Origin of the sequence: Limibacterium fermenti (genome assembly GCF_041902845.1) — a bacterium.
Classification (GTDB): Bacteria; Bacteroidota; Bacteroidia; order Bacteroidales; family Dysgonomonadaceae; genus Limibacterium; species Limibacterium fermenti.
The window spans coordinates 1,815,945-1,840,612 of sequence record NZ_CP159486.1 but is presented as its reverse complement, the minus strand read 5'-3'; the positions used below and the strand labels follow the sequence as shown (position 1 = coordinate 1,840,612).

The following is a 24,668-nucleotide window of genomic DNA, read 5'->3' as shown; positions in this document are numbered from 1 at the left end:
GTTACACCATGCTTAAATTGATACCCGAAAAAATAAGTATCAACAACACACCTCCTATCACAATGCGATACACTCCGAATGCCTTGAAGCCGTATTTGGTGAGAAAGTCGATAAAAAACCGGATTGCAATCATCGCCACCACAAAAGCGACCAGATTGCCGATGAGCAACAGTCCTATATTTTCCTGAAGAAGCGCTTTCCCTGCGGGTTCTTTCACGAGGCTCAAGGTTTTCACAAGGCTTGCCCCTAACATCGTAGGCACAGCGAGGAAAAAAGAGAACTCCGCGGCATTCTTGCGGTTCAATTTGGTCATCATTCCTCCCACAATGGTTGCCATAGAGCGCGAAAGGCCGGGAAAAAACATCGCGGCGCATTGGCTTAGCCCGATCAGCCAAGCCCTTCGGGTGGTGATCGATTGGTCGGGCAACGGTTTATTGAACCATTTGTCGACAAACAGCATAAACACACCGCCTATAACCAGCATAAAGGAGACCACCGACACACTGCCCAGCACTCGGTCGATGATATCGTCGAAAAGCAAGCCCAATACCAGTCCGGGTATGCAGGCAATCAATAATTTCCAATAGAAGTCATACTTATACAGGAATCGTTTCAGATAGATACCGCCGCGTTTTCCGGCGCTCGCTCCGGCAACGGCTTGAGGATCGAAAATGCGGCAAGAGTTCATCTTGAAGAATCGCTGCCAATACAATACCACTACCGACAGGATGGCGCCCAACTGAATATTAACGGTGAAAAACCGGACGAAATCGGTACTCTCGATTCCCAGCAAGGCTTGGGTAATAATCATGTGTCCCGTGGATGACACCGGCAAAAATTCGGTCAGTCCTTCCACAATGGCTATGATAATAGCTTCTAAAATACTCATTCAACTGTAGTTTGCAAATAAAAAGGACGGTTATCAATCTTCCGCTTGTTGATCTTTTTTCGTTTTGGAGGGATAAAGGATGCCCACAACCATCAGTACGAATCCGATAACGCAAATCACGGGCGCCACTTTGATGCGCCTTGCACTGAAAATATCGGGTTGAAAGCCTGCTTCGGCCGTCGTTGAAGGTCCGATCGCCATTAAAATAAAACCGGCAATAATGATTATGACCGCGATACCGCAAATAATCCAATTCACCTTTTTTAAAGCCACGTTTTTTTGAGACATATTCGTTAATTAAAATCGATTTTATACGTAATATAAATTATTCGTGTCCATTTTCAGATACTTGTTCACGGCAAATGCCGCCGCCGTGGTAGCAATCAGCACGCCAAAAGCAATCACCGCCACAAAAATCACCATCATATCGAACAGGCTGATGATCGATTGCATCGGAATATACTCTCGGCTGAAATAGGATATCAAAGCAAATATGATACCGTCGGCCAATAGACCGGCGATAATACCGGTGAACATATTATCCGTTACAAACGGACGCCGGATAAAAGCGTTCGTAGCGCCGACCAACTTCATCGTGTTGATCAAAAAACGCTTCGAATAGACACTCAACCGAATGGTATTGCGAATGAGCGTAAAGGATATGAACAGCAAAATAACCGCTAAAATAAGCATAACGGTCATTGCCTTGGAAAGGTTGTCGTTGATCAAATCCAATGCTTCCTGCTGATACAATAAATCCGTAACGTTGGAATTTTGCCGGATGAGTTGATTAATAACCGCAATGCTATCGTTATTGGCATACTCCGACTGAAGAAATATTTCGATACAATCCTGTGCCGGATTAAATCCCAGCAGCTCTTCGGGATCGTCGCCCAACTCTTTTACCAGCTCGGCTTTCGCTTCTTCCTTACTGATAAAGCGGGATGACCGCACAAACGGCTGGGCTTCGATTTGATGACGCACTTGCGTAATTTCCTGGTCTGTAATATCGTTAGACAGCATCACGCTGAAGCTCATGTTTTCTTTCAAAAAGCCGGAAAGGCCTTTCCCTAAAAAAAGTATCAGGATGGTAATTCCCAACAACACCAGCACCATCGTGATACTGACGGCGGATGTTATTTTCGCATTTAAGAAGCGGATAGTTGAGACCTTTTTCTTTTTCGACATAAAGGGATTTTGATTGAACGATAAATTCTGAAATTGAATCTTTAATTTGAAATTTTAAATCTGAAATCTCGACCCAAAAAGACGGACTTTATCAAATATGCTGCAAAGTAATAAAATTATTGATGAAATCGGAAATTTACAGGGAATTATCTGCTAAAAAAAATTCCGTATTCTTTCCACCCTCTCCCCGCTTCCCGGTACTCCCCCGCCCGCCGCCTCCCGAAGAGGCTGACTCAGTACGGACAGCAACGGATAATACATAGCCAGCCGTTCTTGCCCCTTTTTTAGGGGAAGTTAGAAGGAGGCTCTTCTTTTCCGAAACGAAACCACACCCAACACACTCACGAAGCCATAAAAAAGAAGGATATAGCCGAAAATCCTCGGCGCTCCTTCGGTATGCCCGTACGAATGCATGCCGCTCAACAAGTAGTTGACTCCCAAAAACGTCATCAGCACGGTTGTAAAAGCAAAAACGGAACACAGATTAAACAACCATGCATTATTCCATCTTTTGACCAAATGCAGATGGGTGACCACCGCATATGCCACCATCACGATCAGCGCCCAGGTCTCTTTGGGATCCCATCCCCAATAACGTCCCCACGACTCATTGGCCCAAACAGCTCCCAGAAAAATGCCGATCGTCATCAGAGCCAATCCGGTAAGGAGCGATAGTTGATTCATGAGCGTCAGTTCCCGGATGCGGCGTTCTACGGAGGCCTCTTTCTTTCCAAAGGCCATCCAGCTTATCGTTGCCGTTCCCAATAAAAAACCGAAGCCGAAGAATCCGTAAGCCGAAGCGATTACCGCCACATGAAACATCAACCAGGGCGATTTTAATACAGGCACTAAAGGGGTGATTTGAGGGTCCATCCATTGCAGTCCGGAAACGAATAAAATCATTCCCGCAAACAAAACAGCAAGGGAAAGGATGATACTGTTCTTACGCCCCAAAATCAACCCGGCCAAAACGGTCGCCCACGAAACGTAAACCATCGTTTCATACGAATTGCTCCAGGGAGCATAACCCGATATATACCACCGCAAAGCCATGCCATAAACATGATAAGCGAATACCGCCACCATCCCCAAAAAAAGGCTCTTCTCCATAAGGGTGAAATATTTCCACCGGTAAAAGAAACTCGTGAGGGAAAGCAACAAGAGAAGCCCTCCCAATATCAGATATCCTTTTTTACACGTCTGAAAAATATGCAAGCGATTATAACGGACTTCGGCTTGTATTTTTTCGGGACGGATTTGAGAGACGATATCTTTCTTTTGTTGATAATCGGCAATAGAGGCAAGATGGGCATCCGCTTTCTGCCAATTGCCGCTTTTGACTGAAAGGCGGACTTCGGAAAGGTATTCGTCAAAAACCGTTGAAACAAACAGGGAATCTTCTCCCGAAAAAGCCGATAGATCGCCGCCGGGGGAATACCATTGATGCTGCGTGCCGGCGTGAGGAGGAAAAACAGCCGGCAGGGTATGATGAAACAACTGATAAAGCGTGTTGACTTTCTCATCTGCCTTGATAAGGTCTTTGTCGTACTTATCGCGTTGCGCCGGCGGTGTGGCGAATGCTTCTTGCAGAGCGGCGGCAAACTTATAACGGCCCTCATCGTCAAAAGCCTCTCCGTAGGAAAACGCGTCTTCCGACAGCCCATATTCGCGCGCCATATCGTTATTCGAATAAACAATAAACGGAATCTGCATCCACATTTGCGGCAGGGCCAATACACTCAACAGGAATTGGTCGGAATCGAGCGTTCCTATCCGCTCCGCCTTATAGAGTTTCCGTAATATTTCCGAAGAAAGCGTATTCATCGGAACAATCCGTCCCTGCCATTGTACGGGCAAACGCCCGAATTTTGCAGCATGTTCCGAGGGGATGGCATTATCGTTGACCACATCAAACAGCCGGTTACCCGAAGCGTTCCGGGCGACGACCGGCAAGGCGCAGCTACTCACCAAAAGAATTGCGGGCAGGAGTTTACCGGATAGCCTCAACTCTTTTAATTGACGGCTTAACCGTCTCAGGCGGGAATTTCTATCGGTAAACAACAGGATAAATCCGCATAATAATAAAAAATACCCCGTATAGGTAATCGTTCTTCCCGCCCTATCGTAATTCACCGAAAGAACAGTCCCCTTTTCATCCTTATCGTATGATGCCTGAAAAAAGCGGTATCCTTTCACATCCAACACCTTGTTCATATATATTTGCGCCTCGCGGCTTTCGTCTCCGAGATGGAGTCGTAAATCGCTTTCATAAGACGACGGGCTTTGCGAACCGGGATAATAAACCAACCGGAAGTCGGTCAGTTCCAAAGAAAAAGGCAACGTCTCATAAACAGTTCCTTTAGAGGTATGCATAACCATGCGACTGCTCGTTTCTCCTTCGCGTATATGCACGGTTCCTTCTTTTCCGAAAAGATGAGTCGTTAAAGCTCCCGACAAGATGACAATGAAGGCCGTATGAATGGTTAGCAACGATCCTCTACGCTTGTGCAGGAATCTGTTTTCAATCAGGATGATAATAAAATTCAGAACCAGCAACAATTGGAGGAAAATAAATAAAGGCGAATAATACACGAGCATTTTTGCGGCAACGGTACCGACAAACTTCTCGATAAATGTTGCCGCAGCCAATATAGCAGCGTATACCAGCAATAAAACAATCGATGTTTTATAAGAAGAAAAAAGTTGAATGAATTTATCCATTTTCAAGAATATTTAGCTATAAAACGATATAGATTAATCTTATCAATAATTGCCGTTGCAAATATAAAGCGACCTTATACAAAACAATGTGACTAATTTAGTTGCAAAATATATTTCTTCTCTTTAAATTTGCAATCGATATTAAGTACGATAATATGAGTACGAAAGAAAAATTACTAAATCGTTTCCTAAGTATGCCAAAGGATTTTACTTATGAAGAAGCGACAAAACTTCTGAAAGACTTTGGATATTCTGAAGTCCCGACAGGAAAAACGGGCGGATCGAGGGTACGTTTTTTGAATAAACAATTTCCCGAATATCCGATTAAATTTCACAAACCTCACCCTGAAAATCGATTAAAGCCTTACGTTTTGGCGATTATCAAAACTACTTTAATAGATTGCGGATTAATTGATGATTAATGTATGAAAACAGATAAAACAAATTTACTTGAATACAAAGGCTATTACGGTAGCATTGAATTTGATTTGGAAAATAAAAGATTATACGGACAACTCTTAGGAATCAAAGGCGCCTATATCTACGAAGGGAATACATTGGAAGAATTGGAAAAAGATTTTCAACAATTTGTCAATGATTATTTGTATGATTGCAAAAACGATGGCATTAAGCCTCAAAAACCGAATTTAGGTAATTTGAATGTACGTTTAAAAACAGACACCTATTTAAGAGCCATCAGAGAAGCTAAACGAGAAGGAATTTCCCTTAATCGTTATATAAATAATGCGTTAGAATCGTTTATTTTGTAACATTGCATTTAATAGCGAGGTTGCCAGTTGAAATGACGACCTCGCTATCCCTCATCCCTCATCCCTCATACTTCATACTTCTTCTTCACCCTTCCTTCCACTGTTTCCGTAACAGCTCCAAAGCCTGAGGAACAACGACGTTACGGTCGCCTTGACAACCGCATTCGAAGCTGACATACTTGTCATATCCCAAAAACTTCAGAGCTTTGAATCCCTCTACATACGTGTCGGCTTCACCGTCTTCTCCCGGCATACTGCGTCTTTTACGACTGGCAATATGTACATGCTCCAGATAGCGGCCGGCAGAAAGAAATGCTCCGGCGTCGGAAGTCTCCTCCCAGGTCATGTGCCAGAAGTCACCCATACACCTCACCCCCGGATTATCAATGTCACGACAGATAGAAGCCGCGTCAGCCACCTGGCGCAGATAAAAAGCTTCTTTGCGGTTCAGCGGTTCGAAAATAACGGTTGTGCCATGCTGTCGAGCAAAATCGCCCATCTCATGGAATTGTTCGCACAAGAAATCGCGGGTTCCCTGCGTATGGGGCATGGCAGGCGTTTGCGAATTAAACGCCGGAACGATAATCACCCCTACCGATCCCAACTCCCCCGCGGCTCCGATAATCTCGTTCATCGTATCACGGCATTGCTTGCGGATTGCCGGATCGGTGGAAAGAATAAATCCGTCGAAGCCGGCACATATCGCACTCACCTTAATGGCACGACCACGCAAAGCATCTTTGATCTCTTTTACACGTCCTTTCAGTCCGCGTCCTCCCGGCTCAAAGCCCACGACGCCATGCTTCTCCATAAAATCGAGTTTCTTCTTCAGGCTATCGCCGGGGGCAATTCCTTCCTGAAACGATATATTCAATTGAGCTTTCGATGTTTTTCCGCCTGACAACTTATCAAGGCTGTTTGCGGCCGAAACGGTTCCTCCCGCCGTGACCATTGCGGCTCCGGCGAGAGATGTTTTTAAAAAAGATCTTCTATCGAAATTCATACGCTTTTATTATTTATCCTGTGGTTTTCCCGGAACAGGTACGGTAAATCCGGACATATTCATTTTGCCGATATTTAAATCTTGAGGGGTATAATCCAAAGCCGAGGCCGTCATGACCTCCCATTTGGTTTCCTCGCCGGTATAAGCCGATTCGCGTCCCATAATAGCCGCCATATTCGACACCGCGGTCTCCGAAGCTTGTTCGATGGGCTTATTTCCACGAATGCTATTGATCCAGTTGACATGTTCCAACACGTACGGATTGGTTTGTTTATAAGTCGTTTTTTCAGCTTCCGCATCGAATTGCCAGAGAATATTTCCCTGTAAATCTTTGATTACCGTTTCACCATTGGCGGTAGACCAAGATCCTTTGGCGCCCTGGATAAACTCGCTCACATTATTGGCGCAACCGTCTATCTGGCGGCACATACTATGCAAATGCACACCGTTTTCCATCGTAATATCTATGCTGAAATTGTCAAACTGATCGCCGGTTACACGACGCTGGCGCGATCCGAATCCGACGGCGCTTACAGGCTTCAAACCACTAAACCAAGTAAATACGTCGATATTATGAACATGTTGTTCAACAATATGATCTCCCGACAGCCATTTCCAATTGACCCAGTCGCGCACCATATATTCAAAATCGTTCCATCCCGGTTGCCGGTCCCGATACCAAAGCATATTTTGATTCCAATAAACCACCCCGCCGGTAATTTCTCCAATGGTCCCTTCCATAATCTTTTGATAAGATTCCACATAATTACGTTGATGATGGCGTTGTGTACCGGTTACCACCCTCAGGTTTTTAGCTTGCGCCTGTTTGGCGGCGGCAATAATCGTGCGGTATCCGACCGCATCGACACAAATCGGTTTTTCCAGGAAACAATGTTTGTTTTTTTCTACGGCATACTGGAAATGCGAAGGACGGAAAAACGGCGGAGTTGCATTAATAACGACATCCACACCGCTATCAATGACTTGTTTATACGCGTCCAGTCCTACGAAACGTTTATCGGCAGGAACATCGATATTCTTCTCTGCTTTTAGCTTGTCAGCCAAAGAGTTTACTTTATCCTCGAAAACATCGCCTAAGGCAACGATAGTCACCCCGTTCGCAGCATTCAGAAAATCGAACGCGGCGCCCGAACCTCTACCGCCGCAACCTATTACGCCGGCCTTAAGCTCTTTTCCGTCCTTAGCCATATCCGGAAGTTCCGGTATATAATAGGTTCCCGGTTCCTTTAAAGGTGTTATTGCATTTTTTTTGTTTCCACTACAAGAAGTCAATAAGCCGGTTGTTCCGCTTGCCCCAATAACGCCTATCGCTCCAACAGCAGCCGAACTTTTCAAAAAAGCTCTTCTGGTTACATTCTCTTTCATTTGTTTGTTATTTAATAGATTGTTTTAATTATTGATAAGCTATCAGCTTTCAGTTATTTGTAATTCGTAATTTGTCATTTGTCATTTGTCATTCGTAATTTGTCATTCGTAATTTGTAATTTGGTAATTATCAATTCTCCATTGTCTCGCACACGACCCTGAATCCGATTCCCCGGATATCGGAATACCACCAGATACTTTTCGGCTGTTGCGGATCGGTTTTCAGCCAAGAATCATGCAACGTATGATCCCGTGCGGCACTACGTACATCCGCCGCATCCGATAAATAATTACCGCCACGAATCACCCATTCCTCACCCTGCGTGTTTACCGGATCTTGTGCCCCATCCGCCCGTTTGCCATACACCTCCGGATCATATTTATCGGCACAATACTCCATCACGTTTCCAAGCATATTCTTCAGTCCGAACGGATTGGATTTCACGACATCCGGCTCTTGCGTGCGCCCCCGGCTGTTTTTAGTATAGATCACATACGAAGAAATACTATCCGTTTTAGCAGGAAATATCTTTCTCCAAAAACCCTGATCCGAAAAATCTTTCGGATTACCGCCAAAGAAATAAGGAGAAGCAGTTCCTCCACGAGCGGCATATTCCCATTCCGCTTCGGTCGGCAGACGATACTTTTTGCCGCTCTTTTTGGATAACCACAGACAGAATATTTCCGCCGCATAATGCGTCATGGTAATCGCCGGACGTTTATCACCGCCCCATCCCTGATCCGGGAATCCGAAAGGAGGAGTCGGGCCGGAAATGGCATCCACATCGAGCGCCTGCATATTCCGCTCGTAAGTCGTTTCGGGAGGAGTACGCCCCTCGCTCATCGTACTGCCGTAAAAAGCCCAATACTGCTCCCAAGTCGTCTCGATCTCCGCCATAAAGAACGAATTCACCGTTACCGGATGCTGCGGCGCTTCATCGGGTTTGTGGAAAGGTTCCTTTTCAGGACTACCCATTGTGAAATTTCCGCCGGGGACAGCCACCATTTTAAAGGAGATCGCAGTACCGGGTATCTGCTCTACAAAATCGGTAAAAGAAGTGACCTGAGCAGGTTCCTTAAAAAACCGGCTTGTGTCTGTTGCGCTACTGCCGGATGCGCTCAAGCCCGGAATACCCGTCATGCGCGAATGCGAGTAATTCGGATTATGGTGTCCTGCATCCAGATGGCAACTAATGCATTGAAGATCCATCTTTGCGTGATTCTCATCGTAATACATATGTGCCGTAATACCTTCGTCGGAAATACCTTGCGGAAAAAGATTTTGATGACACTTCACACACGAAGCATTCGGGACGTATTTCACCGCATGTTCCAGTTCCGATTTCTTATCCCAGTCGAAATCGGCGCTGTCTTTTGTAAGATACCCCCAAACATCGCGAACGCCCAATTGCAGTTTAGCCGTATAATGCTGCCAGGTATTATCGGTCGGCGGAAGGTGGCAATCCACGCAATTCACCATTACCCCGCTTCCGTTGTTTACATGCGCCGATAGCTGCCACGAGTCTTCAGCATGCGGATGGACATGGCACATCATGCACGATTCGTTAGTGGAAAAATAGACCGAAGTTTGATACAATGCCGCAACCAATACAATGCCGGCAATAACCCCTATCAAGAGATAAAAGAATTTTCGCCGATAAAATTGATTTCTGCGTTTAGAGGAGTGCTTTTTCGTATCCGATGTCGATTTCATGTCAGTAAAAGTAAAACTTCTTTGTATTATACGATTATTTTAAGGCAGAGATATTTGTTGTTTTTCGGTCGTCGGCCCGTGTACGATCAACCGGCCGTTATCATCGATTTCCATTTTATCGATAAATACGACCCGGCTATCACCCGTAGCCTGCGTACGCCCATGATAGACACAAAGCATTTTCCCGTCCGGAAGGTCTAAGACCATATTATGCCCGGTACCTGTTACCGATCCCCCGTGAGTTGTATTTTTTTCCAAAACGGGATTATCGGCGGATTTTTCAAAAGGGCCTAAAGGATGCTTCGCCGTGGCATATCCGACGGCATAATTCTGCCCTCCGAAGAAGTTGGCGGAATACATCATATAATAGGTATCATCTTTTTTGAATAAGAAAGATCCTTCCGTCCAACGCCTGTTCACTTCTTTCGACGTAACCGATCGGCTTTCCCATTCGGCTTGTGTATCACTCATGCTCACGGGAGGACGAAGCATTAATTGCGGCTCGCCGATCACCCCCGAAAAATCCGGGTTCAACTCCACGCCATAAATCCAACTCTCTTCAATCTCATCGAACCACCCTTGTTGTTTTGCCCAATCGGCTACTTCACTTTCCACCGGATGCTTGTAGCAACAGCGGGAATAGTACAGATAGGCCTTTCCGTTTTCATCATCAAAATAGACATTCGCGTCGATAATCGGATAGCCGGGATCGAATACAGGGCCGTCACTTATTTCTTTGAAAGGACCTGTAGGATTATCCGCTACGGCCACTCCAATACGGAAATTCTCGCCTTCATTCGTAGGATTATGCTTCCAATTGGCGCTGTACCAAAGGTAATACTTCCCGTTTCGTTCATAGACCTCCGGCGCCCAAAAACAATCCACCGTCCACGATTCAGGGGTTGCACCTTCATAAACGGTTCCTTCCTCTTTCCAATTAACCAAATCGTCCGACGAATAGGTCTTAAATCCGAGCAGCCCTTCCGTGGTACCATACATATAGAACTTGCCCGATGAAGCCCTTAAAATATACGGATCACCGAATTCTACCGGTAGAGGGTTTTGCAACGTGATTTCTTGCTTTTTGGAAGGCGCGCACGAAGCCATAATCGCCAAAAAAACAATCAAGACTAATCGAATAAAATTCATTTTTCCCGTTTTAAATTATCAGTTTCGTATATATTTAACATGTGCCAATCAATATTCAATCTCATTAATCTACAAATATCCAAGCAGAAATTACTTCTATGACTTGTTTAGCCTTCAGATATGCCTTTTGCTGATTGTAAACTCCTTTCTTTCGCACCGAGGATCACCGAAATTGAGATACGATGGCCACCTATTTGTTTTCTTCATTATTTGGATCAACAAGACACTCTTTCCGCAATGCCGGATACCCGATATTATCGTGGCAAAATTAAGACGCTAAAATACTACATTTATCAATAATCAGAAAGTAAATAATTATTTTTATCACATGAATGAGACAATTATGTCATTTATGATAGTAAAATATCATTTAATCGAGCCAATTATGCCATTTATGATCATTGTCAAACCCTGCTTTAACCATTGTTTCTATAAATTGCATCCCTCTCACGCCATCTTCAACGGCCGGAAAATCGAGCATCCTCTCATCGGGTATTTCCCCTTTTCTTTTGGCCGTTATGGTAAGTGCAAAATTACGGTAGATATTGGCAAAAGCTTCAATAAACCCTTCCGGATGACCCGATGGAGTCCTTGTATTCCAAAGAGCTAAGGGATGAAGATATTCATTATTTCCCATATATAATTCTTCCGAGGGTTTATTTCCCCATCTTAAAATCAATCTGTTCGGCTCCATTTGGCGCCACTCCAATCCTCCTTTATCACCATACACACGAATACGGATATTATTCGCTTCCCCTGTTGCAATTTGAGTCGCCATTAAAACTCCACTCATGTTATTTTCGAACCGCAGAAATGCGGCCCCGTCATCATCCACCGGACGCCCATCCACAAACGTATGAAGATCAGCGCACACTTGCTGCACTCTCAACCCGGTAATATATTCGACCAAGTGCCAGGCATGTGTTCCGATATCACCGATACATCCCGCTTTACCCGTACGTTTTGGGTCGGTACGCCATCCGGCATTATTTCCACCCTGCAATTCTATCCGGTCGGAAAGCCATCCTTGCGTATATTCCACATAAACCCTCCTTAACTTGCCGAGTTCTCCTTTTGCAATTCTTGCCTTAGCTTCTTTTACAGCAGGATACCCCGAATAGACATGCGTAAGCGCGAGTATTAATCCGGTCTCTTCGATTTTATTTTTCAAAAGTTTAGCTTCATCCAACGAAAAAGTCATCGGTTTATCCAATACCACATGGAAGCCTCTTTCCAAAGCCATCATTGCCGGCTCGAAATGCCACTTGTTGGGAGTAACGATGGTTACAAAATCCATTCGTTCTTCCTCGGGCAACGACATTTCATGTTCGAACATTTGCTGATAGGTATCATATATTCTATCATCCGGTAAGAAATAAGACTGCCCGGAACTTCTCGATATCTCCGGATCTACGCTAAAGCAACCGCAAGTCAGCTCAATTAAATTGTCCATGACTGCCGCCCCACGGTGAATTGCCCCGATAAAGGCGTCGTTTCCGCCGCCAACCATACCCATTTTTAGTTTTCTATGCTTCATAATATCCAATATTATTATTTATTAGACTATCCGGAAACTTTGAATCATATTCTATTTTCCGGACAGTCTCGCCGTTTATCATTCCCCGTATCCCGGATTTTGAACCAAATTGGGATTACGACGAATTTCATCCTGATGGATGGGAGCAAAATACATCTTGTCAAGCCATTTCCTATTCTCGCGACTGGAAAGATCATTTACATAATAGTAATAATCGTATATCTCTTCGTTGTGAATATAGGGTTTCATGGATGTCTTACCCGGTTTTAAGATACCCTCTACAATAATACCCGTTAAAGGTTTATTGCCAGCCTCCGGCGCGGTCATCCAGCGACGGACATCAAAATACCGGTGCTGTTCATAGGCAAATTCAACGCGACGTTGCTGCCGTACAAATTCACGCATATCGACCTGATTAAATTGTTTACCACGGGCTGCAAGAGCAGACCTGGTATCTTTCAACTCTATACGTCCACGCAAAATATCCATCCATTTTGCGGCTTCTTCCAATTCATTCAATTCCACACACGCTTCTGCTGCAATCAAGTACATTTCAGCCAAACGCATAAAAACATGGGGGACGGTTTGCCTGAAATACTGAGCATCGACAGATGTATCAATAAGTTTTTTCTCATAATAACCTGTCCATGAGCCATTCCAGTCCTCGATAGGACCCTGACGGGTATCCACTCCCCACATCGAACGGCGGACAACACCATCCCGGTATTCAATTTCCACATCACCGTTTGTTACTTCATATTTGCCGGCCTGCAGGCGTCCCAGAGGGGTAGGATCTAAGGTAGCAGCATCTGCCGGACGCGGACGTCCCCATGTATTTCCGTCAGTAGCCACAGTGGCATAAAAACGAGGTTCGCGACCATTATAGGGATTTCCTTTCCGGGATTCCCCAGGTTTAGTCATCCCTTCCGGCATAGTACCATCCTCGAATTCAAACGCCATTACCAAGTCCTGGGTGGGTGTAGTTCCTGCCCAGTTATGATAACCATTGGGACCATGCCATTTCCCCATACTATTCTCAGCACCAATAGATGTATGGTAATTACGGACAAACATTTGCTCACTGTTTTGCACATCCGTCATAATAGCTTTGAATTTTTCCGCTCTTTCGGTATTGAGCCCTCCCCTGCAATCGATCAGTTTGAATGGACCATCCTCGATTACTTTAATTGCAGCCTCTTTGGCAGCACGATAAGTAGCCATACGATCACCATCGAATTGATTAACAACCAGGGTATTTACCGTGCGATCGGCATACAACGGACTGGCCACATGCAGTAAAATACGGGCTTTTAATCCGGTTGCCACATACTTGGTTACCCTCCCCCATTCTGCGGAACCGACGGTTTCCGGAAGATATTCTTCGGCTTTTTCCAAGTCGCTTACAATAAATTCCAGACATTCACGCATGGTATTACGCGGCTTTTTCATTTCCTCTACCTGATCAAGGGAGAAGTCTTCCGTAACAATGGGCACTCCTCCGAAGCCGCGTATAAGTTCGTGATACATATGCGCACGCATATAATAGGCTTCACCCTTCATACGCTCCAGGTTATATCCGATCTTTTCGGGTACATTGTCAATATTATTGATGATAATATTGGCATAGCGGATACCACTATATCTTTTTTGCCATTTAAACGGATTGTTATCATTATCATACCATTGAAGGTTACTCTGTGAAATAGAAACAGCTTCAACAATATCTTTTTGCCCATAGTTATGGGTAAAGTAAGCATCGTCGGTTAATCCGTCCAAGGAATGTTCTTGTGCACCCGGATGTATGTTATTGTATAAATCATTTACGAAAGCTTGGGTCAGGGCGGCATCCGTAAAAACCATCTCTTCCGTATAAGAAGTAGAAGGAACGATATCCATAAAATCCGAGCAGGAATTAAGGATGATCGTGAAACCCACAACGATTACGGCTGTTAGTTGTTTTATATTTTTCATAATTCTTAATTTTAGAATGTTATAGATACACCGGCATTCCAGATACGGCGCTGTGGGTATTCCCTTCCGGTAGCATTGGCTTCCGGATCCTGTACCTTGACATTGTCTATTGTAAATAAATTCGTCCCGTTTACGTACATACGCAAGTCTTGAATTCCTATATTCCGGATAGCTGGGAAATTAAACGTATATCCGAGTTCCATATTCTTTAGTCGGAGATAATCCGTTTTGAACTGGTAGTAAGTGTTCTTCTGGTCTGTTCCCTCTTTGGCCCAATATTCATTTTCTCGATTATAAGCACGCGGATGTTCCACCATGGGGTTTTCTTCGGTCCAACGGTTTTCATACATAAACTTATAGTAGTTTCCGGCTTCTCCGGCCCTTTCACGCCAGATATAGGTAATACCGCCTGTTGCTCCCTGAAATAAAGCTCTCAAATCAAAATTATTCCAGCGAAGTCCTAAAGTAATACCGAATACAAAAGTCGGCTCGGAGTTTTTGTCTGAACGGACACGGTCATCCGCATCAATTTTCTTATCACCATTTACGTCCACAAATTTAATATCCCCAGTACGGGCATTGGCCCAGTGTGGATAGCTATCCAACTCCTCCTTTGTGTTGAATACGCCGTCTGCGATATACCATAATTCGGTATTTACCGGTTTTCCGGTTCTTTTCTGATAATCAGGTATACCGGGTGTTTCATCCCAGAATACCAGTTTATTGTTTGCATAGGTCATATTGAAGGAAACATCATAATCCAATTTGCCTGTCCTATCCGCCCAGGTAACTAAACCTTCTATACCCCTGTTCTCCATTTTACCTATATTTTCCCTGGGAAGGGTAATACCCGAGATCTGTGGTAATGACGCATTTCTGTAAATCAACATATTGGTACGCTTATGGTAGAAAAGGTCGGTTTCCAGACTTAGTCTATTATCCAGGAATTTGAATTCGAGACCAAGGTCATACGTAGTTCCTACTTCCCAGGTAATATTGGGATTAGGAGTACGTGTGGGATACAATGTCTTCTGGAATGTTGTACCGAACAGATATTCAGTACCGAAACCATACGTGTTCAGATATTGAATGGTTCTGTCGATATTTCCGTCATTATCTACCAGATAATCACTACCGGTCTGGGAGATAGAACCACGCAGTTTAAAATAATTGATAAAACTGAGATTTTCCTTCCAGAAATCTTCTTCGGAGGCACGCCATGCAGCAGATACTCCGGGGAAGAAACCATAGCGTTTGTCTTTCGGGAAACGGTAAGAGCCGTCGTAACGGAATACAAATTCAAGCAGGTATTTTTCGAGATAGTTATAATTCAGACGTCCAAAGTAGTTGATACGACTCTCCGTCCAGGAATGGCCTTCTGTTTCCATATCGGTTACAGAACCGTTATTGATTTCATCCAGGGCATCCGAAATAAAGTATTTACGGGTTGCCCTTACCATCCGCCACTGATTTTTCTGTGCTTCAAGACCAAGGGTAGCACCCAAATTATGGTCTCCAAAAGAACGGTCGTAGTTGGCCACCAGGTTGGTCATCCAGTCGGTTTGCTCTTCTCTTCTCTCTTCCAACTGCGGTTGAGAAACCCCCTTTAATGAAGGTGTCAACGTATGTTCCGGGTTACCATCCCAGGTATAGAGGGTAAACGGGGTTTCAAAACGACGCCGGTTATTGAAATACTGGTCATACGACGCGGTTCCTACAAGCGATAATCCTTCAACTCCCGGAACTTTAAAAGTCGCCCTCAATGTGTTCTGGATGAAATAGGCTTTATAAAGATCTTTTCCGGTTGCCGGAGTGGCCCGCACTACCGGGTTATCTCCGTATTCGATGTCCGGGCCCGGCTCTCCGGTAGGCCAATATGCCGGCAAGATGGGTTTACTACGCACCATGGAACTGAAGATATCCGCTGCTCCACGTGCCGGATAATTGGTTACCTGCAGTCGATTCACGCTACCATAAGACATATCCAGGTAATCGTTTACTTTCATATCCAGATTGACACGTGTACTGTACTGATCGTAGCGATTCGCCGAATTCTTATAAACGCCATCTTCTCCGTTAGCGGCCAGACTGACGTAGAACTTGTATCGGTCGCTTCCTCCGGTTATACTCACATCATGGCGATACATGGGAGATACATTTTTAATTGTTTCTCTATACCAGTCTGTGTCCGGATGTCCCCATGGGTCTGATCCGTCCTGCCATAATCTCAAGTCTTCCTGAGAATAACGGGGTTCACGCCCCGAATATTTATCAATTTCATTGACCATCGTGGCATACTCAAAAGCATTGGCCAGCTCAGGTATACGTGTGGGTTGCGAGAATCCCATATTACCGGTATACGTAATTGTGGGCTTTCCTTCTTTACCTCTTTTAGTTGTGATCAGGATAACCCCATTGGCAGCGCGCGACCCATAGATAGCCGCTGAAGCATCCTTCAATACAGACATGGATTCAATTTCATTCGGGTTGATACGATTCAAACCTCCTGCACGTCCGGGCACTCCGTCGACTACAATTAATGGATCTTTAAACCCAAGTGAGTTCGTACCCCGGATACGAATGGTAGTTCCACCCCCTCCGGGTTCATCTGCACGTTGAAAACCGATTACCCCGGGCATCCGACCCACCATGGCATTGGACAGGTTAGTAGTTGGAGATACCTTAAGTTCATCACCTGCAACACTTGCCACAGCACCTGTTACGGTCACCTTTTTCTGTACACCATACCCGACAACGACTATTTCATCAATCAATCTTGTCTCTTCCGCTAAAGTCTGATTAATCACTGTTTGTGATTCCACTTTCACTTCTTTGGTTATGTAACCGATATAGGAAAAAACAAGAACGGAATTTTCATTAGGCACCTCTAAAGAGTATTTTCCATCATTTCCCGTCATAGTACCAATCGTGGCGGCATCTTTAACTATTACATTCACTCCTATTAAAGGCTGCCCGCTTTCATCACTCACACTCCCCGTTACTGTTTTTTGAGCCATAACAGCAACCGTACTTAATACAAAAAACAAGGATAACAAGATCCTCCCGAATCTTGGCCTTATTTTGGTCTTCATTTGTTTTAAAATTAATTTTTTGTTCATGTTTAATGATTTAAAAATACGCACAAGTAATTTAAGATTTGGTTTATAAATAAATTCTCAACTTCTTTTTTGTTTAAAAAACAATATAAATCCTATTAATATAATAACCGCCATACCAAACGGTACCATCCAAATAGAGACCCAGTTATAATTACCTTCAACCGTAAATCGGTCTACCACATTTCCGGCGGTAAGCGTCCCTAAATACTTTCCTACTCCGTAAGTTGCAAAGGCGATGAGTCCTTGCGCTGAATTTCGCAAGGAAGAAGGGGCCTTTTCATCAACGTAAAGTTGCCCGGTCACAAATAGAAAAGTAAAACAGAAACCATGCAAGGGCAATACTGAATACAGAAATGTCGTGTGTCCTGTTTTGGCTCCCAAAGCAAAGAATCCATACATCAACACCCATGCAGCTATAGCCGCTACAATACTTCCCTTATATCGCAATTTGGCAAAAAAGAAAGGGAAAGTAAACAAAAAAATCACTTCCGCAATTTGCCCAAGACTCATCGCCGCAGCAGCATTATCGATGCCTTCATGAGTGATGAAAAGATTGGTGAACGAATCATAGAATGCCAACGGAATACATGCTAATGCAGAAAAGATCAACAATACGAGAAAAGTTTTCTCCTTAGTGAGTTTAAAGGCATCAAATCCGAGTATTTGACCAATGCTGGCTCTCTCTGCAGTTTTTGCCGGTGCTTTATAAGGCAATACCAAAGCATATAAACCTCCTAAAAGCGAGACTACGGCAGCAATGAGGAAAGGAGTTGACAATGCTTCAAGATCGGCTGAACTGATTGCCAGTCCTGCAATAATCCATCCGAACGAACCAAATAAACGAATCCGTGAAAATTCTTTTGAGGGTTCCGCCAGATTATCGAACGAAATGGAATTACATAACGACATCGTCGGCATGAAACATATTGTATACAGTAACAATACGGGAAAAAAGATTGAAAAATCACGAATTTGAGTCAGCCAGACTAATAACAAAGCACCCATAATATTCAAAAAGGACAAAACCCTATTTGCCGAGAAAAACCTGTCGGCAATCATTCCAACAATTACCGGGGAAACAATGGCTGCAATTGCCGCTGTACTATACGCCAGTCCGATTTGCACTCCGGTAAAATGAAGCGTTTGTCCCAGATAAGTTCCCATCGTCACATACCATGAACCCTGAATAAAATATTGTAGGAACATCATCGTAGAGAGCTGAAATTTTCTATTTTTGTTTTTCATTTTTAGTTTATCTTGAACGATGTTCTAAAACAGTATCATTTATCAGGCAATTTTTCGTCTTTTTCATCTTTGTTCTCGCGATTCGATTGATTGGCCTCTTTGATCAATTGATTCAAATCATAATACAGATCGCTCCATTCTCCAACATTGCGCATACCCGAAATATAGGCGAAAATATTCCTTAACGAATCTTCCAACTCATGCCGGATACTTGATGCCGACGACATCTGGCGAAGAGAAGAGTCGGCATCCGCCTGCACGTCTTTCAACGTCTTGAAATCCTCCTGCGCTTTTTTCATAGCAGCCACTTCGTCCGTTATTCCCACTTCGGCAATCAAGGCAGTGTTCTCTTCCGAGGAGAGTTTTTCAACCAGTTTATCCAATACCGTATTCTCATCTCCGTAACTCAACCCCTCGATATCTCCGACTTCCTCAAAAACAGCCAATAAGGTTGCGGCAGCTTTACCCTTCGCCGTACCTTTAAACGGGAGCAATCCGTTCAGGATTCGCCGCACCCCTCGGTAAAGACGGTCACGTAATAAATCCGCTTCACCCACGGCATCACCCAAATCACTGTATATTTTCTTGATTACGACCTTCGTATAGCGGCCGTTCTTCTCTTCCAAATCCGTCACTAGCGGACTGTCCTTCAAAATGGTTTCCTTTCGTAAACCGAGCGCAGTTAACACATGCCGGGCAAAATCACCCAACCCTTTGGTCGATAATTTACCGAATGATATTCTCAACATATCTAAAAAATTTATAGGATGTAACAATAAAACTTTCTTGATAAAAGCTTCGCGTAGCCTTTCCCCCGTTATCGGAAAGGACGAAGAAACTCCCGCTCACCCGCGTAGAGGCACGGAAGAGAAAATGAATGCCTCGCACTCCCCAGGAGCGAAAAGCAAGAGAAGATGAATGTCCCGTAGTCTTACGTGGCTCTACGGAAAGGAGAAAAATGTTCCCGCTCCCTTTCGTCACAAAACGCAAAAGTTCCTGAACTTCAGGAAGACTTCCGGAGCGCTCTGATAAAACACAGGAAATACAACGACTCTTTACGAAGCGTTCGCCAGGAGAAAAACAAAAATTGTAAGATAAAAAATATGTACGTGCAGAGAAACGTACTATACAAGGAAAGACTAAACCGGATAATAGATAGTTAATTAATGTAAAATACCCCCCCCCCCCATTATTTTAACTTGTTTTAACAAGGAGGTGCAATTGGAATTATGTTGAATACTTTTATCCATCCGTTATGAATTTTACATACTATTTAGATTTTTCTGTTGTATTTAAGCAGTAAATCTATTGGTATGGCGCAAATATAAATGGTACTTCTGAATAAACCAAAAGAAAATGAAAAAATGTTCAATCGATTTTTTCTATATAGATATCGAAGAAATTTATAACTGCACTGGAATCCTTTCTACAAAAGTTTTTTCAAATATATCACTAAAGTTAATAATTAGGCGGTTCCGCAGAGAACTGGAAAAAAGTCTCCAAATAGCTCTCGTCTCTATTTCACCGTTTATTGTAAATAAAATCAAGATGATATTCTCGGTATAGTTCGAATTTATGGTCGCTGCTGATGAGTGGCATTTTTTCGGTAATAGCCTGGGCGATGATCAGGCGGTCGGCTGGATCGTTATGGCCGGAAACGGTTTCCAGACCGGCAAAAGTATACAGATGCTCTTTCTGAATGTAATCAATCGTGATCCCCCAATCGTTTTCAATAAAACTGAAGATATCCCGAGCAGATTTCCATTTCTTTGTTTTAATCCTGTTGTTCTGAAAAAGGTGTATTGCTTCCTTTACACTCTCGGAACTGACATAGATGCGATTCTCATAATCGTCCAGGATTTGCAATACATCCGACGTTAAGGAGTCGAAATCATCGGACGCATAAAAAAGCAAGATATTCGTATCAATTAAATATCGCATCGCTTTACTCCATCACGGCATCCATATCGATGATCTCAATGATTCCATTAGGATGCTTCCTTCTCCATTCACCCATTTTCGAAAGCCTTTTCGGTTCTTTATAAGCGCCTTCTTTCCGATCGGTCAGGTCGGCGCATTTGTCTGTTTTTTTTGTTTCCTTTTCCGCCATAGTTGCCTTTATTTTTATCTTGCAAAGGTACGTTTTCTTTATCGGATATCCAATTATTTGAAGAGATTGTAACAGAACAGAATCTGAACAATCCGATAAAGAACATCGATCCCAATGGGACGAATGTATGGCCGCGGTTTATCATCTGACTAAAATGATTATCTTTGAATCTTATTACCAAAACTGCGATAAGTATAATAAAAATAGAGAATAAAATGACTTTGTGGCAACTATTCAAGCAACTCCGCCCTTATGTTAAACCCTATCATTGGCTAGTATTTTTCACATTGGTTTTGACCGCCATAGGGTCTTTTACCGCTCAAGTAAATGCTTTCGTCTTACGATATACGGTCGACCAAATCGCCATTTTACTCGAACAGCATAAAGGACTGAAAGAGGGATTGTCGATCCTCGTCACCATCAGCCTCATCCTTATCATGAAAGAAATCGTGAACGCCTTCATCCAATTCGGACAAAAATATTATGGCGAAAAACTGCGCATCTTTATTTCGAAAGATCTTGCGCAAACGGTCATCGAAAAAGTATTGACTTTTAAAATGGCTTTTTTTACTTCTGAAGGAAATCAGCCGGGAAAACTGCAAACGCGAATCGATCGCGGAGTGGAAAACCTCACCCGATTGGTACAAAACTTTTTTATCGACATCCTTCCTCTTTTTGCGAATGCCCTCGTCGCCTTGGTGATGATGTTTAATGCTAATTTTTATGTAGGAATGGTCGGTTTGTGTATTATGCCGGTTTATTTCTTTATCAGCATCCGGCAAGCAAAGAGAATGAGCGGCGCCCGACGGCAAATACAAGAACTCCGTGAAAACAAAAGTCAAGGCATCTTAAGTATTCTCGAATCCATCACGGTGATAAAATCGTTCGTTCGCGAAGATATCGAAGCAAGGAAGCAGTTGATGTTACAGAATAACCTGACCGATACGCAAATGCGAATCCGAAGCATCAGTTTTTTATTTGATGGAGTAAAAAGTTTCGTGGAACAGATCGGAATCGTCATCATCATCATTCTTACGGCTTATTTAGTGCTTACCGGACAAATGACAATCGGTGCCATCATGTTTCATATTATGCTGTTTAATAATGTTTCGGCTCCCATCCGTCAGCTCCACCGCATTTATGATCAAATGAACGATGCCCTGATTTATTCCGAAAGCTTTTTCAACGTGCTCAATGCGGAACACGAAACGGAAGCTACAGGAGATTATCAGTCACCTAAAGTCTCCGGCAAATTCGAGTTAAGGGACGTTTCTTTTACCTATCCGGATAATAAGGAAGCAACCTTATTCAATATCAATATGCGTATTTTTCCGGGAAAAAGCACGGCCTTAGTGGGACTATCGGGAGCAGGAAAAAGCACCTTAATCAATTTATTGGATAAGTTTTACCAGCCCGATTCGGGGACTATTTTACTCGATGGTGTATCGCTGCAAAATTACGACACCGAATTTCTGCGGGACCATATAGGCTTGGTTTTGCAGAAAAATCATATTTTCAATGGTTCTATCGAGGAAAACATTCGCTACGGAAAACCCGACGCTACTCACGACGAAATCATGCAAGCCGCAAAGAAAGCCTATTTGCACGATCAAATCATGAGTCTCTCGAAGGGATATGATAGTCCGGCCATGTTGCTATCGGGCGGACAACAGCAAAAAATCGCCATTGCCCGGATGTTTTTGAAAAACCCTCCTATCATCTTCCTCGATGAACCCACCGCAAGTTTAGACGCTATTTCTACCGAACAAATAAAAAACAGTATCGATGCCATAAAGAAAGACCGAACGGTGATAACGATCTCCCACAGCATTTCTCAGATTATCGATGTCGACATGATTTATGTGATGAAAAACGGACGGATCGTCGAATCGGGAACGCATGAACAAATTTATCGATTGAACGGAACTTATAAAGAGATTTTCGACGCGATGGCTCGCAGCCTCAATATTGAAAAGATATCCGAAACATTCGATTAAGATGGAATATGAGAACTGAGAATGGAATAAATCGCAGCGCCTAATGCCGCACTCACGGGAATCGTTAGGATCCATGCTAAAATAAGCTGTCGGGTTATGCCCCATCGGACGGCTGAAAGGCGCTTAGTGGCTCCAACGCCAATAATAGCTCCCGCAATAGTGTGAGTGGTGCTCACAGGCACTTTAAGGTATTCGGTCAAATAGAGAGTAAGCGCACCGGCTGTTTCGGCAACAACTCCTTCCAAAGGAGTGACTTTGGTGATACGGGTACCCATTGTTTTTACAATTTTCCATCCGCCGGACATCGTTCCTAACCCAATAACCGTAAAACAAGACACGGGAATCCATGCCGGCATATGATTCAGATTATCGATTCGCTCTAAGCCCATCCATTCCAACGATGCGGGCATCGAATCAAAGATCCCCGATGCTCCCGCAGTAATCACCGCGGCGCCAATGATCCCCATCACTTTTTGCGAATCATTCAACCCATGCCCGATACTAAAAAGTGCGGATGAAACCAATTGCAAATGTTTGAACCAATTATTCGCTTTATGCGGATTCATTTTCTTGCAAATCTGAAGCGTGAGTAGCGTAAGAACAAAAGCGACCGACATTCCGATTAAAGGCGCCAATAAAATGAAAGCGGCAATCATTAAAATGATTGCACTATGTATTGAACTAAAGCCGCCGGCCATAATAGCCGCTCCGGCAAAACCTCCGATAAGCGTATGGGAAGAGGAAGACGGGATGCCCAACCACCATGTCAATAAATTCCAAATAATAGCAGCTATAATGCCCGAAAGAATGACCGGTAAAGTAATGAACTCGGGAAAAACGGTTTTGGCGACGGTGTTGGCAATCCCAAAATCGCCAATGATGTATTTGGCAATAAAGAATGCGACGAAATTAAAGAATGCAGCCCATATAACCGCTTGAAAAGGGGTTAACACTTTTGTCGAAACAATAGTCGCTATAGAATTAGCCGCATCGTGAAAACCATTTATGAAATCGAATAAGAGTGCTAAAACAATAATAGTGAGTAAAAGGCTCATTTGCTTTTTGAGATTAAGCGTACTTAACAATAATGGTTTTTATAATTTTACCGACTAATTCGGCTCCATCTGTTGTCTTTTCCAATTCATACATAATTTCTTTCAACTTTACCACCTCAATGGCATCCTCTTCCGTTTCGAAAAGTTTTATAATGAATTGATCATACACGTCGTCTGCTTTGTTTTCCAACTCATGCAACTCTGCGCAATATTTTTTTATTTTTGTGGGGCTTTTCTTCAGCACATGCAATTGGTCGACTGCTTTCGAAACGGCTAATGCCGATTCCTTAATCAACTTGGCCATTTCTACCGATTCCGGAGGCATTTCTTTCGGATTATACAGCGCTATCCGCTTTGCCGAACTGTTGATTCCATCGGTCACATCGTCCAAACGATTGGCTAAATGCTGGATGTCTTCCCGGTCAAAAGGGGTAATAAAAGTGGCATTCAACTCATCGAATATCTTATTTGATAATTTATCACATTTCCTTTCCTGTTCTTTTATTTTCTTGAAAAGTTCGACCCGTTCTGCATGGTCGTTGTTTTGAACACATTCTAAAATTAAATCGGAAGCAATTACTAATGTATCGGCCATACCCTCGAGTAACGGAAAAAACTTCGGTTCTTTAGGCGTAAATCGATTCAAAAACGAATTATTCATTACCTTTTATTTTTATACTGAAAAGATGATACAAAATGACAAATTGAATTAAACGATAACTGTTGAATAGAACCAAGCCGCAAGCTAGTCAGCACACTCTTTCAATTTTAGCAGATAGCTTCGGCAAATCCTGCACAAAAATAAACAAAAACG

21 protein-coding genes are annotated in these 24,668 nt (G+C 43.4%); 3 read left to right on the top strand and 18 right to left on the bottom strand.

Annotation, left to right across the window (positions count from 1 at the left end; translation table 11 throughout):
• Position 1: 1 nt before the first annotated feature.
• The 4 genes from ABNK31_RS08300 to ccsA form a co-directional block, all read right to left on the bottom strand.
• A complete protein-coding gene (locus ABNK31_RS08300) occupies positions 2-889 on the bottom strand; it encodes an undecaprenyl-diphosphate phosphatase (protein WP_418895191.1) in 888 nt (295 codons plus the stop codon).
• 33 nt (positions 890-922) lie between these two features.
• Entirely contained in the window at positions 923-1,177 is a 255-nt protein-coding gene (locus ABNK31_RS08295) for a DUF3098 domain-containing protein (protein WP_418895190.1), read from the bottom strand.
• Between the two features lie 21 nt (positions 1,178-1,198).
• A complete protein-coding gene (locus tag ABNK31_RS08290) occupies positions 1,199-2,077 on the bottom strand; it encodes a cell division protein FtsX (protein ID WP_418895189.1) in 879 nt (292 codons plus the stop codon).
• 294 nt (positions 2,078-2,371) lie between these two features.
• Entirely contained in the window at positions 2,372-4,798 is a 2,427-nt protein-coding gene (gene ccsA, locus ABNK31_RS08285; RefSeq protein ID WP_418895188.1) for a cytochrome c biogenesis protein CcsA, read from the bottom strand.
• Between the two features lie 155 nt (positions 4,799-4,953).
• Between ccsA and ABNK31_RS08280 the strand changes: the two genes are divergently transcribed.
• Positions 4,954-5,220, top strand: coding sequence for a type II toxin-antitoxin system HicA family toxin (locus ABNK31_RS08280; RefSeq protein WP_418895187.1), 267 nt, complete (start codon positions 4,954-4,956; stop codon positions 5,218-5,220).
• Between the two features lie 3 nt (positions 5,221-5,223).
• A complete protein-coding gene (locus tag ABNK31_RS08275) occupies positions 5,224-5,568 on the top strand; it encodes a type II toxin-antitoxin system HicB family antitoxin (protein ID WP_418895186.1) in 345 nt (114 codons plus the stop codon).
• An 85-nt stretch (positions 5,569-5,653) separates the two neighbouring features.
• On the opposite strand, the gene ABNK31_RS08270 is transcribed toward ABNK31_RS08275, so the two are convergent.
• The 12 genes from ABNK31_RS08270 to ABNK31_RS08215 all read right to left on the bottom strand — a co-directional run bounded on the left by ABNK31_RS08270 (position 5,654) and on the right by ABNK31_RS08215 (position 20,802).
• Positions 5,654-6,571 carry a TIM barrel protein gene (locus ABNK31_RS08270; RefSeq protein WP_418895185.1) on the bottom strand — a complete coding sequence of 306 codons (918 nt, stop codon included), beginning with the start codon at positions 6,569-6,571 and terminating at the stop codon, positions 5,654-5,656.
• 9 nt (positions 6,572-6,580) lie between these two features.
• Positions 6,581-7,957 (bottom strand): Gfo/Idh/MocA family oxidoreductase, encoded by a 1,377-nt coding sequence (locus ABNK31_RS08265; RefSeq protein WP_418895184.1) that lies wholly within the window; start codon positions 7,955-7,957, stop codon positions 6,581-6,583.
• A 130-nt stretch (positions 7,958-8,087) separates the two neighbouring features.
• Complete coding sequence (locus ABNK31_RS08260) at positions 8,088-9,671, bottom strand: SUMF1/EgtB/PvdO family nonheme iron enzyme (protein WP_418895183.1); 1,584 nt, start codon at positions 9,669-9,671, stop codon at positions 8,088-8,090.
• 39 nt (positions 9,672-9,710) lie between these two features.
• The gene (locus ABNK31_RS08255; protein WP_418895182.1) at positions 9,711-10,820 is read right to left on the bottom strand and encodes a glycoside hydrolase family 43 protein; all 1,110 of its coding nucleotides are present in this window, start codon (positions 10,818-10,820) and stop codon (positions 9,711-9,713) included.
• A 114-nt stretch (positions 10,821-10,934) separates the two neighbouring features.
• Complete coding sequence (locus tag ABNK31_RS08250; RefSeq protein WP_418895384.1) at positions 10,935-11,075, bottom strand: hypothetical protein; 141 nt, start codon at positions 11,073-11,075, stop codon at positions 10,935-10,937.
• Positions 11,076-11,190: 115 nt separating this feature from the next.
• Positions 11,191-12,357 (bottom strand): Gfo/Idh/MocA family protein, encoded by a 1,167-nt coding sequence (locus ABNK31_RS08245; RefSeq protein ID WP_418895181.1) that lies wholly within the window; start codon positions 12,355-12,357, stop codon positions 11,191-11,193.
• Between the two features lie 78 nt (positions 12,358-12,435).
• Positions 12,436-14,328, bottom strand: a complete 1,893-nt coding sequence (locus tag ABNK31_RS08240; protein WP_418895180.1) for a RagB/SusD family nutrient uptake outer membrane protein — start codon at positions 14,326-14,328, stop codon at positions 12,436-12,438.
• Between the two features lie 11 nt (positions 14,329-14,339).
• Positions 14,340-17,345 (bottom strand): SusC/RagA family TonB-linked outer membrane protein, encoded by a 3,006-nt coding sequence (locus ABNK31_RS08235; protein ID WP_418895179.1) that lies wholly within the window; start codon positions 17,343-17,345, stop codon positions 14,340-14,342.
• 159 nt (positions 17,346-17,504) lie between these two features.
• On the bottom strand, positions 17,505-18,692 hold the full coding sequence (locus ABNK31_RS08230; RefSeq protein WP_418895178.1) for an MFS transporter: 1,188 nt from the start codon (positions 18,690-18,692) through the stop codon (positions 17,505-17,507).
• A gap of 35 nt (positions 18,693-18,727) precedes the next feature.
• Positions 18,728-19,441 (bottom strand): DUF6261 family protein, encoded by a 714-nt coding sequence (locus ABNK31_RS08225; protein ID WP_321579375.1) that lies wholly within the window; start codon positions 19,439-19,441, stop codon positions 18,728-18,730.
• A gap of 772 nt (positions 19,442-20,213) precedes the next feature.
• The gene (locus tag ABNK31_RS08220; RefSeq protein ID WP_418895177.1) at positions 20,214-20,633 is read right to left on the bottom strand and encodes a type II toxin-antitoxin system VapC family toxin; all 420 of its coding nucleotides are present in this window, start codon (positions 20,631-20,633) and stop codon (positions 20,214-20,216) included.
• Between the two features lie 4 nt (positions 20,634-20,637).
• Entirely contained in the window at positions 20,638-20,802 is a 165-nt protein-coding gene (locus ABNK31_RS08215; RefSeq protein WP_418895176.1) for a hypothetical protein, read from the bottom strand.
• Between the two features lie 215 nt (positions 20,803-21,017).
• Between ABNK31_RS08215 and ABNK31_RS08210 the strand changes: the two genes are divergently transcribed.
• Entirely contained in the window at positions 21,018-22,799 is a 1,782-nt protein-coding gene (locus tag ABNK31_RS08210; RefSeq protein ID WP_418895175.1) for an ABC transporter ATP-binding protein, read from the top strand.
• On the opposite strand, the gene ABNK31_RS08205 is transcribed toward ABNK31_RS08210, so the two are convergent.
• Both ABNK31_RS08205 and ABNK31_RS08200 read right to left on the bottom strand, forming a co-directional pair.
• Positions 22,796-23,854, bottom strand: a complete 1,059-nt coding sequence (locus ABNK31_RS08205; protein WP_418895174.1) for an inorganic phosphate transporter — start codon at positions 23,852-23,854, stop codon at positions 22,796-22,798. The genes ABNK31_RS08210 and ABNK31_RS08205 overlap by 4 nt on opposite strands.
• 13 nt (positions 23,855-23,867) lie before the next feature.
• Positions 23,868-24,515, bottom strand: coding sequence for a DUF47 domain-containing protein (locus ABNK31_RS08200; protein ID WP_418895173.1), 648 nt, complete (start codon positions 24,513-24,515; stop codon positions 23,868-23,870).
• Positions 24,516-24,668: the final 153 nt, after the last annotated feature.